The sequence below is a fragment of the Novosphingobium sp. G106 genome, from assembly GCF_019075875.1.
In the GTDB taxonomy this organism is placed as follows: Bacteria; Pseudomonadota; Alphaproteobacteria; order Sphingomonadales; family Sphingomonadaceae; genus Novosphingobium.
Genome location: NZ_JAHOOZ010000001.1, coordinates 5,282,354 through 5,294,255 on the forward strand (window position 1 = coordinate 5,282,354; position 11,902 = coordinate 5,294,255).

The 11,902-nt window shown below is 67.7% G+C and carries 14 protein-coding genes; 8 read left to right on the forward strand and 6 right to left on the reverse strand.

What is annotated here, in order from left to right; genetic code table 11:
• The first annotated feature begins 18 nt into the window (after positions 1 to 18).
• The 3 genes from KRR38_RS25790 to KRR38_RS25800 all read left to right on the forward strand — a co-directional run bounded on the left by KRR38_RS25790 (position 19) and on the right by KRR38_RS25800 (position 2,211).
• Entirely contained in the window at positions 19 to 1,143 is a 1,125-nt protein-coding gene (locus KRR38_RS25790) for an ATP phosphoribosyltransferase regulatory subunit (RefSeq protein ID WP_217406283.1), read from the forward strand.
• A 94-nt stretch (positions 1,144 to 1,237) separates the two neighbouring features.
• Entirely contained in the window at positions 1,238 to 1,834 is a 597-nt protein-coding gene (locus KRR38_RS25795) for a GNAT family N-acetyltransferase (protein WP_217406284.1), read from the forward strand.
• On the forward strand, positions 1,831 to 2,211 hold the full coding sequence (locus KRR38_RS25800) for a nuclear transport factor 2 family protein (protein WP_217406285.1): 381 nt from the start codon (positions 1,831 to 1,833) through the stop codon (positions 2,209 to 2,211). The genes KRR38_RS25795 and KRR38_RS25800 overlap by 4 nt, the downstream gene beginning before the upstream one ends.
• Here the strand turns inward: KRR38_RS25800 and KRR38_RS25805 are convergent.
• From KRR38_RS25805 to KRR38_RS25820, 4 genes are all read right to left on the reverse strand, one after another.
• On the reverse strand, positions 2,208 to 3,047 hold the full coding sequence (locus KRR38_RS25805) for an NAD(P)-dependent oxidoreductase (RefSeq protein WP_217406286.1): 840 nt from the start codon (positions 3,045 to 3,047) through the stop codon (positions 2,208 to 2,210). The genes KRR38_RS25800 and KRR38_RS25805 overlap by 4 nt on opposite strands.
• Before the next feature lie 64 nt (positions 3,048 to 3,111).
• The gene (locus KRR38_RS25810; RefSeq protein ID WP_217406287.1) at positions 3,112 to 3,294 is read right to left on the reverse strand and encodes a hypothetical protein; all 183 of its coding nucleotides are present in this window, start codon (positions 3,292 to 3,294) and stop codon (positions 3,112 to 3,114) included.
• Between the two features lie 284 nt (positions 3,295 to 3,578).
• The gene (locus KRR38_RS25815; RefSeq protein ID WP_254514978.1) at positions 3,579 to 4,289 is read right to left on the reverse strand and encodes a hypothetical protein; all 711 of its coding nucleotides are present in this window, start codon (positions 4,287 to 4,289) and stop codon (positions 3,579 to 3,581) included.
• A gap of 46 nt (positions 4,290 to 4,335) precedes the next feature.
• The gene (locus KRR38_RS25820) at positions 4,336 to 5,229 is read right to left on the reverse strand and encodes an alpha/beta hydrolase (protein WP_217406288.1); all 894 of its coding nucleotides are present in this window, start codon (positions 5,227 to 5,229) and stop codon (positions 4,336 to 4,338) included.
• Positions 5,230 to 5,444: 215 nt separating this feature from the next.
• On the opposite strand from KRR38_RS25820, the gene KRR38_RS25825 reads away from it, so the two are divergent.
• Together KRR38_RS25825 and KRR38_RS25830 are read left to right on the forward strand one after the other, a co-directional pair.
• Positions 5,445 to 6,734 (forward strand): adenylosuccinate synthase, encoded by a 1,290-nt coding sequence (locus KRR38_RS25825; protein ID WP_217406289.1) that lies wholly within the window; start codon positions 5,445 to 5,447, stop codon positions 6,732 to 6,734.
• A gap of 78 nt (positions 6,735 to 6,812) precedes the next feature.
• The gene (locus KRR38_RS25830) at positions 6,813 to 7,328 is read left to right on the forward strand and encodes a murein L,D-transpeptidase family protein (protein ID WP_217406290.1); all 516 of its coding nucleotides are present in this window, start codon (positions 6,813 to 6,815) and stop codon (positions 7,326 to 7,328) included.
• Between the two features lie 142 nt (positions 7,329 to 7,470).
• Here KRR38_RS25830 and KRR38_RS25835 read toward each other — a convergent pair whose 3' ends face one another.
• Complete coding sequence (locus tag KRR38_RS25835) at positions 7,471 to 7,647, reverse strand: DUF1674 domain-containing protein (RefSeq protein WP_375293438.1); 177 nt, start codon at positions 7,645 to 7,647, stop codon at positions 7,471 to 7,473.
• A 45-nt stretch (positions 7,648 to 7,692) separates the two neighbouring features.
• On the opposite strand from KRR38_RS25835, the gene KRR38_RS25840 reads away from it, so the two are divergent.
• Both KRR38_RS25840 and KRR38_RS25845 read left to right on the forward strand, forming a co-directional pair.
• Complete coding sequence (locus KRR38_RS25840) at positions 7,693 to 8,934, forward strand: RsmB/NOP family class I SAM-dependent RNA methyltransferase (protein ID WP_217406291.1); 1,242 nt, start codon at positions 7,693 to 7,695, stop codon at positions 8,932 to 8,934.
• Between the two features lie 43 nt (positions 8,935 to 8,977).
• Positions 8,978 to 9,829: an SDR family NAD(P)-dependent oxidoreductase gene (locus KRR38_RS25845; protein WP_217406292.1), complete on the forward strand. Its 852-nt coding sequence runs from the start codon at positions 8,978 to 8,980 to the stop codon at positions 9,827 to 9,829.
• A 27-nt stretch (positions 9,830 to 9,856) separates the two neighbouring features.
• On the opposite strand, the gene KRR38_RS25850 is transcribed toward KRR38_RS25845, so the two are convergent.
• The gene (locus KRR38_RS25850; RefSeq protein WP_217406293.1) at positions 9,857 to 11,119 is read right to left on the reverse strand and encodes a cytochrome P450; all 1,263 of its coding nucleotides are present in this window, start codon (positions 11,117 to 11,119) and stop codon (positions 9,857 to 9,859) included.
• A 177-nt stretch (positions 11,120 to 11,296) separates the two neighbouring features.
• On the opposite strand from KRR38_RS25850, the gene KRR38_RS25855 reads away from it, so the two are divergent.
• Positions 11,297 to 11,824, forward strand: a complete 528-nt coding sequence (locus tag KRR38_RS25855) for a TetR/AcrR family transcriptional regulator (RefSeq protein ID WP_309141139.1) — start codon at positions 11,297 to 11,299, stop codon at positions 11,822 to 11,824.
• Positions 11,825 to 11,902: the final 78 nt, after the last annotated feature.

The following is an 11,902-nucleotide window of genomic DNA, read 5'->3' on the forward strand; positions in this document are numbered from 1 at the left end:
GACTAAAGCGCGTCCACCATGGAAGATACCGACCGCGATCTGCTCCCCGAAGGGCTCGAAGACCGGCTGCCGCACGGCGCCGCGGTAGCCGCGCGCGTAACGCGCAGTGCGGTCGATGTCATGGAGAGCCACGGCTACGACCGCGTCCAGCCGCCTTCGATCGAGTTCGAGAAGTCGCTGGCGAGCCGCATGGAAGGCGTGCGCCCGCGCCGCATGTTCCGCTTCGTCGATCCGGTGAGCCTGCGCACCCTGGCGCTGCGCTCGGACATGACGCCGCAGGTCGGCCGCATCGCTGCTACCAGCCTTGCCGTCGCGGCGCGCCCGCTGCGGCTCTGCTACGCTGGCCAGGTCGTCACGATCAAGGGGGACGGGCTCGATCCCGCGCGCGAGCACTTGCAGCTCGGCGCCGAGCTGATCGGCAGCGACTCGGTCGCCGCGGCGGCCGAGATCGTCGCCATGGCGATCGAAGCGCTCAAGGCAGCGGGCGCACAGGGCGTTTCGGTCGACTTCACGCTTCCCGATCTTGTTGACACCCTTGCCGAAAAGGCGCTGCCGCTGGCGCCGGGGGCCATCGAGGCGGTGCGCCGCGAGCTCGATGCCAAGGACGCCGGTGGGCTCGTCGAGGCGGGAGGCGACGCCTACCTGCCGCTGCTCTACGCGATTGGCCCGTTCGAAACGGCGATCGAACGCCTCGCCGCGATCGACGCCGGCGGTGCCTTGGCCAGCCGCATCAAGGGCCTGCGCGAGATCGCCGGCCGCGTTTCGGGACTCGCCCGCGTCACGCTCGACCCGTCGGAGCGCCACGGCTTCGAATATCAGTCGTGGTTCGGCTTCACGATCTATGCCGAGGGCGTCCCCGGCGCGCTTGGCCGCGGCGGGACCTACCGCATCCTGACCAAGGACGCCGGCCAGGACGAGGCAGCGATCGGCTTCTCGCTCTATCCCGATCCGCTGATCGACGCGCTCGCCGCGGCAGAGCCCCGGCGCGACACGTTGTTCCTGCCGCTCGGCCACGATCCCGAAGTGGCCGCGCGGTTGCGCGCGATCGGCTGGCGGACCGTCGCCGCGCTGTCCGACGCGGATGACGCCAAGGCGCTCGGCTGCACCCACCGGCTCGACCAGGGCGAAGCGGCGGCTCTCTAATCCCGGCATCGCCAAGGCGTTGCGCTCGCGGCTTGGTCCGCCGCCTCGCCTCTGCTAAATCGAAATGAGAACATTGTTCTCATGGGAGAGGCCGATGCCATCGACAATGATGCGCGCGCAAGGTGGTGATGCCGGTGCGATGATCGACACGTTCTGTGAAGCCTTCGTCGACGATCCGGGCCTCGCCTGGATCTGGCCCGACCGCGCCGATCGGATCATGCGGCTACCGCATTTCTTCGCGCCGATCGTCGGCGGGACGCTGGTGAACGGGATCGCGCTGCGGTCCGCGGCCGGCGAGGCGGTCTCGCTCTGGCGGCAGCCCGGGCGGATCAATCCCGAGCCCGGCGAAATGGCTCCCTGGCATTCAAGCATGGCCAAGGCCTTCAGCTCTGGTGCCGCGCGCTCGCAGCTCATGGGCGCGACGCTCAAGGCACATCAGCCAGGGGACTTCGACTGGTGGTATCTCCAGTTCATCGGCGTCGCGCCTACCGCGCAGGGTTTGGGGCTGGGCGGCGCGGCGGTGCGCGCCGGGCTCGATCTGGCCGGAGCGGAGGGCATGCCGGTCTATGTCGAGGTCATGAACCCGGACAACCTCGGCTACTACCGCCACGTTGGTTTCGAGACGGTGGCCGAGTTCGACATACCCGACGCCGGCCCGCACGTCTGGGCGATGCTGTGGAGGAAGGCATGACCGACGCCGCGACCGACCGGGCCGCGATCGTCGCTGCCATTGAGACCTACTGCCGTGTGCAGTCCGAACAGGACGCCGAAGGCTGGGCCGCGCTCTATGCCGAGGACGTTTTCTACGAAGACCCGGTCGGCATCCGCCGGGTCCGCGGCAAGGCCGAGGTGGTCGGCCGGATATGGAGCGACATCGTCCGCAACCAAGTCCGCATCTGGCTGACCGACGAGATCATCGTCTGCGGGAATGAGGCGCTGGCGATCATGGCCTGCGAGATGGGGCCACCCGAAGCCCGGCGCAGGCTCACACCTGTCGTCGACCAGTTCCGCTTCGACGAGGAAGGCAGGATCGCGTCGGTCAGAGGCTTCTACAACCTGCCGCGCTAGTCCTGCTCGGCCGCCCGCGCCTTCAGCGCGTCGAACATCGCTTGCGCGGCGTCGAGCAGCACCCTCAGTGCGGGGTCGTCGGGATTGGCGGCGAGATGCGCGGCGTGATCGACGTCCTTCTTGAGCAGGTCATGCAGGCTGTCGAGCGAGCCTGTCGCCCCAGGCCCGCTCGGGCGGAGCAGGCCGGGCGCGACCTGCAATGCAAAGCTCTGCGCTGATCCCGCGAGCAGCGCGCCACGCAGCACTTCAGGGTCGAAGCCGCGCTGTCGGCCGAGTTCGAGGATCGACACGGCGAGGCCATAGCCGGCGGTCGAGGCAAGGTTGTTGAGCAGCTTGCCTTCCAGCCCGCGCCCGACCGGCCCGAGATGCGCGACGCGGCCCAGTGCTTCGAGATAGGGCCTCGCCTTCGCCACGGCATCGTCCGAGCCGCCGACGAAGATCGAGGCCTTGCCCTCGCCGACATGCGGCCCGCCCGGCGAGACGCCCGCGTCGATGAGCCCGACGCCGTGCGTCGCCGCGGCATGTTCCAACCGCTGGGCCAGTTCGGGCGCGACCGTCGAATGGATCACCGCGATGCCGCCCGCGCCGACCGCGGCGAACAGCGCGCCGTCCGCGGTCAGCGCTTCGAGCTGCGCGTCGGTGCGCACGCAGAGGCCGAGCACTTCGGCGCCACGGGCGGTGGCAATCGGATCGCGCTCGCGGCGCGTCCCGGGCCAGTCGAATGCCGCCAGCATTTCGGGCGCAATGTCGCAGCCCGTCACGTCGAAGCCGACCTGCGCCAGTCGCTGGGCCATGAAGATGCCGATGCTGCCGAGGCCGATGAAGCCGACTTTCATCGCGCGATGTCCTCCTGCCCGGACAGGATCGTGACCCGCCGCGCGCGCCTGCGCAAGCGGTCTCCTAGGGGCCATTCTCCAGTTCGACGTGTTCGAGCCACTGGCTGAGCAATTCGCTCATGACCTCGCGGTGGACCCGGCCATCGGCGTCATCGCCCGTGGCGGTCCAGCCGCAGCTGCATTCGATCGTTGGAACCGGTTCGTGCGCGGGCGCCGCATATACGATGACGTGTTTGTTGATAGTCATAACGTCCGATCGTTGCCGGGCGAAGCGAGCCGGAAAGGCGGCCCTCTCTCATCGAGTCGTGCGATCCGCATTCGTTTGGCCCCCCAATGCGCGAGATATGCGGTCGTCTACGGGAGAGACCGGTCAGTAAGCTCACGCTACTCACATCACGGTAAGTTCATCGCGAGAACGAGCAACTGGTAAATTTGCGATGAAGGCGTGTGTAACCCAATAAAACGGCGTGGAAAATCCCAAGATGTTCCAAAATGGGACTAGCCTGTTTCTTGGGCGCTGCTCGCGCTGCCTCAGTGCTGGTCTTCATGATCCTCGTGCAGGTCGCCCGCCAGGCCACCGATGGCCAGGCCGCCACCCATGCCGGCGCCCATGCCCATCCCCATTCCCATACCGCCGCCGCCTTTCTCGTTGCCGCCTGAGCGGCCTTCGTCGCCCTTGCCTTTGCCGCCGCCGGACGAGGGCCGTGCCGGGCCCTGCATGGGGATCGCGAGGTCGTGGGGGATGGGATCGAGGTCCAGCGCCTCGCGGATGAAATCGCGCAGCGCGATGACCAGTTCGTGGGTGTGGACGGGATGGCCCGCGACGAGTTCGCGCGCGGCCTTCTCGGCGAGGCGGACGTGGCGCTCGGTGCCGAGCAGGATAATGTCCGACAGCGCCGCTTCCACCGTATCGCGGATCCGCCGCGAGCGGTCCGAGCCGGTCAGCGAGAGTTCCAGACCAGGGAGGGCGGTGCCGTCGCCTTCAAGGTGCCCGGTTTCGCGGAGCTGGCGCAGGTGCCGCGGATCGACCGCGAGGTCGCCGGTGAACGATCCGCCGAGCGTCTTGTAGGCGGCGATCAGGGTGCGCAGGCGCTCGTTGATCTGGCGGTTCACCCGCTCGCGCCGCTGCTGGATCGTCGACATCGCAACGAGCCGGATGCCGACGCCGATCAGCGTTACCAGCGCCAGGCCGAACAGCGTCGCCAGCACGCTCTGCCACGACGAGAAGTCGATGTTCCGCAAGCGAATCTCCCTCGCTGCCTACAACGACGCAGAACGCGCTTTGTGTCTAGCGCGCAAAAACCCGTTTCAGCCAGGCATCGACCACTGGCGTCGCGGCATACCCCGGATCGCCGAGCCGGCGGTTGATCTCCATATGCGCCATCAGCCCGTTGCCGGTGAACTGCTGGACCTCGACCGCGGTGCCGCCCTTGCGCAGCGCCGCGGCGAACTCCTGCGCCTGGCGGATGCCGTCGGGCCGCTGGACGTGGAGCAGCAGGAAGCGCGGCGCATTGGGCGCTTCGGCATGGAGCGTGGGTGAGAGCTGCCGCTCGCGTTCGAGGTTGGTGCCGAAGGCCTGTTGGTAGGTGGACTTCATGAAGGCTCCGGCATCGGCCATCTGTACGGGCACGTCGTAGCCGGCGCCGTCGATCGGGATCACCCCGGCGAGGTCGGCGAAGGACAGGCCCGCAGCGCGCAGGTAGCGCTCGTCGGTGCCGACCAGCGCGACAAGATGCGCGCCGGCGCTGTGGCCCATCAGCACGACACGGCGCTTGTCGATGCCGAGCGCCTGGGCGCGGTCGAGCAGCGCCTTCAGCGCCTGGGCGACATCCTGGGCCTCGTCCTCGACCGTGTTGCCTGGCACCAGGCGGTAGTCGATCGAGGCGAAGGCATAGCCCTGCTCGGCGTAGTGCACGGCCTTCCAGCGGCCGGTGGCATTGTCCTTGCTCCCGCGGCTCCAGCCGCCGCCGTGGACGAAGACGACCAGCGGCGCGGCGGCGAACTGGTTCTTGGCCCGCCAGAAATCGAGCCGCTGCATCGGGTCGTTGCCGTAATCGACCCGCTGGTCGGGTGTTGCAGCGGGAAAGTCGGGGCCGCCCAGCCGTCCGCCGTAGGGCTGTGCCTCCACGACTCCGGCTCCGAGCAGCGCCACCACCGCCGCAGAAACGAGCCAATTCCTCATGCCAGAACTCCTGCATTTCCGCCTGATTGCCGTTAAACGCGGCTCGCGACAATAAACCGTCGCTGATTTGTCATCCTGCGCGCTTGACCCCCGCGGGCCGCGCAAGTAAGCCGCGCCCCGCATTGGGCCCAGATGGCCCGCCTGTCCCATCCCGAGCGCCGAGTCCTGTCGAAGGGCGCTTGCGGATTTCATTGGCAGGGTGGAGGAATCTACAAATGGCTAACGTGACCGTGATCGGCGCCCAGTGGGGCGACGAGGGCAAGGGCAAGATCGTCGACTGGCTGGCCAGCCGCGCGGACGCCGTGGTGCGCTTCCAGGGCGGCCACAACGCCGGCCACACGCTCGTCGTCGGCGAGCAGGTCTACAAGCTCAGCCTGCTGCCCTCGGGCATCGTGCGCGGCACGCTGTCGATCATCGGCAACGGCGTGGTGCTCGATCCCTGGCACCTGAAGTCGGAGATCGCCAAGCTCGAAGGCCAGGGCGTGACCATCACGCGCGAGAACTTCGCCATCGCCGACAACTGCCCGCTGATCCTGCCGATCCACGGCGAGCTCGACGTCATGCGCGAGAACGCCGCCGGCGCCGGCAAGATTGGTACGACCGGTCGCGGCATCGGCCCGGCCTATGAGGACAAGGTCGGCCGCCGCGCGATCCGCGTCTGCGACCTTGCCCATGTCGACGCGCTCGATTCGCAGCTCGACCGGCTCTGCGCGCACCACGATGCGCTGCGCGCCGGGTTCGGCCAGCCGCCGGTCGACCGCAAGGCGCTGCAGGACGCGCTGCGCGAGATCGCGCCCTTCGTGCTGCAATATGCCGAGCCCGTGTGGAGCCGGCTCAACACCGTGCGCAAGGCCGGCGCGCGCATCCTGTTCGAAGGCGCGCAGGGCGTACTGCTCGACGTCGATCACGGCACCTATCCCTTCGTCACCAGCTCGAACACGGTCAGCGGCACCGCCGCTTCGGGCTCGGGTCTCGGTCCCAGCGCGACGGGCTTCGTGCTCGGCATCGTCAAGGCTTACACCACGCGCGTCGGCTCGGGTCCGTTCCCGACCGAGCTCGAGGACGAGACGGGCCAGAAGCTCGGCGAGCGCGGTCACGAATTCGGCACGGTCACCGGCCGCAAGCGCCGCTGCGGCTGGTTCGACGCGGTGCTGGTGCGCCAGTCCTGTGCGATCTCGGGCGTCACCGGCATTGCGCTGACCAAGCTCGACGTGCTCGACGGCTTCGACAAGGTGCGGATCTGCACGGGCTACCGCCTGAACGGCAAGGTGCTCGACTACTTCCCGAGCCACGCTGCCGACCAGGCCAACGTCGAGCCGATCTACGAGGAAATGGACGGCTGGCAGGAAACCACTGCCGGTGCGCGTAGCTGGGCCGAACTGCCGGCTCAGGCGATCAAATATATCCAGCGCGTGCAGGAACTGATCCAGACCCCGGTTGCGCTGGTCTCGACCAGCCCCGAGCGCGAAGACACGATCCTCGTCCGCGACCCATTCGTGGACTGACCGGCTGAAGGCGGGCCTTGCGCCGGGCCTTCGACAAGCTCAGGCTGAGCGGGTCGGGGTTCTACACAAGGTCCGCTCATGCTGAGCTTGTCGAAGCACGTGCGCTACGCGTTCGTCTTTGCGCTTTTCCTGCTTGCTGGGCCAGCGGTCGCCGAGCCGCCTCTCGCCTTGCCCGTCGTCGACCAGATCGTCGTGCGCAAGGGCGATCGGGTGATGGAACTCTACGCCGGCGGCCACCTCGTCCACACGATCGAGGGCATCCAGCTCGGCGATGCGCCCGAAGGCCCCAAGCGCTTTCAGGGCGACGAGCGGACGCCCGAGGGCCGCTATACGATCGACTACGGCAATCCGGGCAGCAGCTACCACTTGTCGCTGCATATCTCCTATCCGAACGCGCAGGACATCGCCTATGCCCACGCGCAGGGGCGCAGTCCCGGCGGGCTGATTTTCATCCACGGCCAGCCCAACGATTGGACGCAGAGCGAACGTGTTCCCGGGGACTGGACCGACGGCTGCATCGCCGTCAGCGACGAGGAAATCGAAGCGCTGTGGCGCGCGGTGCCCGACGGCACGGTGATCGATATTCTTCCGTAAACCACAGCCCGTCGCCCCTGCGGAGGCAGGGGCCCAGATGAGCTCACCTCAACAGGGCGATGCTCCGCGATGACGCGCCGTTGGATGGGGCCCTGCCTTCGCAGGGGCGACGGATTATTTGAATGGCTCGAAAATCAGCCGCCTAGAAATCCACGGCAATCCCGTTCCGCACCCAATCGCCATAGCGCGTGGGCGAGAGACCATCCGGATCGTCTTCGGTCACCGGCTTCTCGGGCTCGGGCGCCGGCTCGTTGGTCCAGTTGGCGGGCTTCTGGAAGCCCTCGGGGCGTTTGGTCGCGCGCTCGGTCATGCGGTCCATGTGGGGCCACTGGCCTGATCATGCAATCTGCTTTAGGGGCCGCCGATGGATATTCCCGGCCTGCCCGCTCGCCGCGCGGCGCTCAAATTGCTCGACGCCGTTCTGCGCCGCGGCGAGACGCTCGACCAGGCGGCGCACAACGCGACGCAGGGCGTGCGCGGCGATGCCGACCGCGCGCTGGCCCGCGCGCTCGCCGCCGAGGCGCTGCGCTGGATGGCTGACCTCGACACGCTGATCGACAGCGCCACCCGCCAGGTCCTGCCCGAGGACGCCAAGCCGCGGATGGTCCTGCGGTTGATGCTGGCCGGCTGGCTGCGGCTAGAGACTCCGCCGCACGCGGTGATCGCGACCGGCCTGCCGTTGCTCGCCGGCGGCCCGCGCCGGCTGGCACACGGGGTGTTCTCCACCTTGACCAAGCAGGGCGTGAGCTTGCCCAAAGCACCGACGCTGCCCGCCAATGTGGCGGAGCGCTGGGGCGAACGCAGTGCCGCGATCGCCGCCGCGCTGGCCGAGCCGCCGCCGCTCGACCTGACCTTGCGCGATGCCGCCGAGACCGCGAACTGGCTCGAACGCCTCGGCGGTGTCTCGCTGATGCCCGGCCACATCCGCCTGCCGCGCGGCGAGGCGGTCGACGGGCTCGATGGCTATCGCGCCAATGAATCCGGAGGGGGCCAGTGGTGGGTCCAGGATCTCGCCGCCAGCCTGCCCGCGCGGCTGCTGGGAGCGGGGGAGGGCAAGACGGTGCTCGACCTCTGCGCCGCGCCTGGTGGCAAGACGCTGCAACTCGCCGCGGCGGGCTGGCAGGTGACTTCGCTCGACATCAGCGCCAAGCGGCTCGAACGGCTCGAACAAAACCTGGCGCGCACCGGGCTTACCGCGGAGATCGTCGTGGCCGACGCGCTCGAATGGCAGCCCGAGGCGCCGTTCGATGCGGTGTTGCTCGATGCGCCCTGTACGGCCACGGGCACCTGCCGCCGCCATCCCGACGTGCTCCACCGCATCGGCCCGCGCCAGATCGCCGAGATGGCCGAGCTTCAGGCCAAGCTGCTTGAGCGTGCCGCGGGCTGGGTCAAGCCGGGCGGCCTGCTGGTCTATGCCGTCTGCTCGCTCGAACGCGAGGAAGGCGAGGCTCAGGCTTCGGCCGTGACGCTCACCCCAGAGCCTATCACGCTCGAAGGTTTCGCATCGACGCCCGAAGGCTGGCTGCGTACCGATCCCGGCATGACCCCAAGTGGTTTGGCGGGTGCAGGCATGGATGGCTTCTTCGTGGGAGCTTGGCGCGCCTGACTGCGGCCCGCCATAGTCGGCCTCGGTAAAGAAGGAGAGGCCGATGGCGAACGAACTCGACGGCAAGGTGGCGATCGTCACGGGCGGGGCCAACGGCATCGGCCGCGGCACGGTCGAGGTCTTTGCGGCGGAAGGTGCGCGCGTCGTCATCGCCGACCGTGAGGTCGAGGCCGGCGAGGCGCTGGCCCGCGAGATTGGGGCCGATGCCCGGTTCCTGCGCACCGACGTCTCGCGCAAGGAAGACCTTCAGGCGCTGGTCGACTTCACACTGGCAGAGTTCGGCGGGCTCGACGTGCTGTTCAACAACGCCGGCATGCCCGGCGTATTCCATCAACGCCTGCTCGATGACGACTTCGCCGATTTCGATGCGGTGATGAACACCAACCTCGCCAGCGTCATGCATGCGACGCGCTTCGCCGCGCAGCATATGGCCAAGCAGGGGCGCGGCTCGATCATCAACACCAGTTCGATCGCCGCGCTCGAGCCGAGCTATGCGATCCCAATCTACCGCGCCTCGAAGGCCGGGATCAACGTGTTCACCCGCTGCGCCGCGGTCGATCTCGGCGAGTACGGCATCCGGGTCAACGCCATCGCGCCGGGCGGCATCCCGACGCGAATGAACAGCGTGCCGATCCCGGGGCTCAGCGACGACGAGATGAAAGGCTTGATCGCCGTGCTCGAACCCGCGCGGCTGGTGACGCAGCCGCTCAAGCACACCGGTGATCCGCGCGACATCGGCAACATGGCGATGTTCCTCGCCAGCGACCGCGCCGCGCACGTGACCGGCCAGATCATCGCGGTCGACGGCGGCGTCACCGCCGGCGAGACGCTCAAGCAGAACGAACTGTTCGGCCAGGTCCGCGACGACTACCTGCGCTCGATCGGGAAGGCCTGAGCTCGCCGACCGAGCGCTGTTCGTCGGTCAGGCCGGCGTCAGCTTGAGGTTCATCGTGGCCAGGCCGCGGATGATGAAGCTCGGCTCATAGACCAGATCGGCGATGCCGCCGGGGTGCTTCTCCATGTCGAGCTCGATCTTCGAGGTGGAAGCGAGGAACTTCTCGAAGATGATCCGCACTTCGGCGCGGGCCAGCGGGGCGCCGGCGCAGACGTGCTTGCCTCGGCCGAAGCCGACGTGCTCGACGATCTTCTTGCGGCCGATCTCCAGCTCGTTCGGATTCTCCCAGCGCCGCGGATCGCGGTTGGCGGCCGAGAGCGCGACGAGCACTTTCGAGCCCGCGGGAATCTTCACGCCGCCGACTTCGGTGTCCTTTCGCGCCAGGCGGGCGGTCTGCTTGGTCGAGCCTTCGATGCGCAGCACTTCCTCGAGGAAGGCCGAGATCAGCTTGGGATCGGCGCGCAGCCGGTCCTGCAACTCGGGCTGCTCGACCAGATACTTCATCGCATTGCCGAGCAGCTTGGCCGAGGTGTCCTGGCCGGCGCCGAACATGAACATGCCGAGCTGGACGATGTCGTGGACCTCGGGCTTGGTGCCGTCCATGTAGGTGGCGTGAGTCAGTTCGGTCAGGATGTCGTCCTGCGGGTTGGCCTTGCGGTCGGCGACATAGCCGAAGAAATACTTGCCCATCACCGCGAAAGGATGACCCGCGCCTTCGGCGCCGTCGAGGCTGCCCGGAGGCGGCGCGTCGGCGATCGCGTTCATGAACACCGTACGGTCTTCCATCGGCACGCCCAGCAGGTCGGCGACGACCATGGTGACGAAAGGCGTGGCGATTGCGCTGATCAGCTCGACCTTGCCTTCGGCGACGGCCTTGCCGACCATCTCCTCGCAATACTTGTCGATGAATTCCTCGCTCGCCTTGAGCCGCGAGGGGACGAACAGCGTGTTGATCAGCGCGCGCAGCTTGGTGTGGCGATCGTCGTCCATGTTGACGACCGAATCCCAGCCCATGAACTGGTGGCGGTGCGCGTCGAGCTGGCCGTTGATGTCCGAACCTTCGGGGGTGAAGGGCAGCGGCGCGCCGGCGCCCTGCAGCGCGATGATTGCCGAGAAGGTATCGTGGTCGCGCAGGACCTGCAGCGTCTCCTCGAAGCCGGTGACGATGAAATAGTCCTTGCCCGGCGGCTGGAAGATCGGGCCGTTGTCCCGCAGCGCGTTGAAGAAGGCGTAGGGGTCCTTCAGGATCTCGTAGTCGGTAAAGTAATCGCGTTCGACCAGGGACTGCATGCTTTGATCTCCAAAACCTCTATCGCACGCAGACCGCGAAAGGGCTTGCCTAGCGCTCGGCACTGCTGTTCCACAGCGGCCATGAGCGAGCGAAACGGCCCGAATCCGGATTTGTGCGATACAGTGGCGCATAGTGCCAACGGGCCACGCGGGTCAACCGCAAAGGACGCGCGCGCAGTGCGATCCGGCGCAGCGCTGCGCGATGCACTGCTGCGGCTGCTGACGGCCAAGTCGTTCGACCAGATCACCGTGCGCGACATCTGCGCCGAGGCGGGCGTCCACTACGCCACCTTCTTCCGCCACCACCCGAGCAAGGAAGCGCTGCTCGACCACATCGCCACCGAGCAGATCGTCACTTCGGTCGAGCTGACCCTGCCGATCAAGGATGCCGGCGACGATCGCGGTTCATTGGATGCGCTCTGTGCCTATGTCGAAGAGCACCGCGTGCTCTGGTCGATCCTGTTCAACGGCGGTGCCGGTGCGGCGATGCGCGGGGAATGGCTGCGCCAGGCGCGGATCGTGGCGGAGACGCGGGATTCGGTGGGATCCTGGCTGCCCAAGGAACTCGGCACGATCTGCTCGACCAGCCTGATCGTCGAGACGATCGCCTGGTGGCTGACCCAGCCCGAAGGCGCCTATAGCGCCGATCAGGTGGCGGGGATTCTCGACCGGCTGGTGGCGGGGTCGACGCTAGCGCGGGACTGAAGCAAAAAGCTGGCCGGCAACCATTCCGGCACCGGGGTGCAGGAGAGGATCAGCCGGCCAGCAAGGGTGTGGGGCGAC

Bases quoted from the DNA above. Each gene is read 5' to 3' on its own strand.
- KRR38_RS25790 (WP_217406283.1), top strand. From the start codon at position 19: ATGGAAGATACCGACCGCGATCTGCTCCCCGAAGGGCTCGAAGACCGG.
- KRR38_RS25795 (WP_217406284.1), top strand. From the start codon at position 1,238: ATGCCATCGACAATGATGCGCGCGCAAGGTGGTGATGCCGGTGCGATG.
- KRR38_RS25800 (WP_217406285.1), top strand. From the start codon at position 1,831: ATGACCGACGCCGCGACCGACCGGGCCGCGATCGTCGCTGCCATTGAG.
- KRR38_RS25805 (WP_217406286.1), bottom strand. From the start codon at position 3,047: ATGAAAGTCGGCTTCATCGGCCTCGGCAGCATCGGCATCTTCATGGCC.
- KRR38_RS25810 (WP_217406287.1), bottom strand. From the start codon at position 3,294: ATGACTATCAACAAACACGTCATCGTATATGCGGCGCCCGCGCACGAA.
- KRR38_RS25820 (WP_217406288.1), bottom strand. From the start codon at position 5,229: ATGAGGAATTGGCTCGTTTCTGCGGCGGTGGTGGCGCTGCTCGGAGCC.
- KRR38_RS25825 (WP_217406289.1), top strand. From the start codon at position 5,445: ATGGCTAACGTGACCGTGATCGGCGCCCAGTGGGGCGACGAGGGCAAG.
- KRR38_RS25830 (WP_217406290.1), top strand. From the start codon at position 6,813: ATGCTGAGCTTGTCGAAGCACGTGCGCTACGCGTTCGTCTTTGCGCTT.
- KRR38_RS25835 (WP_375293438.1), bottom strand. From the start codon at position 7,647: ATGGACCGCATGACCGAGCGCGCGACCAAACGCCCCGAGGGCTTCCAG.
- KRR38_RS25840 (WP_217406291.1), top strand. From the start codon at position 7,693: ATGGATATTCCCGGCCTGCCCGCTCGCCGCGCGGCGCTCAAATTGCTC.
- KRR38_RS25845 (WP_217406292.1), top strand. From the start codon at position 8,978: ATGGCGAACGAACTCGACGGCAAGGTGGCGATCGTCACGGGCGGGGCC.
- KRR38_RS25850 (WP_217406293.1), bottom strand. From the start codon at position 11,119: ATGCAGTCCCTGGTCGAACGCGATTACTTTACCGACTACGAGATCCTG.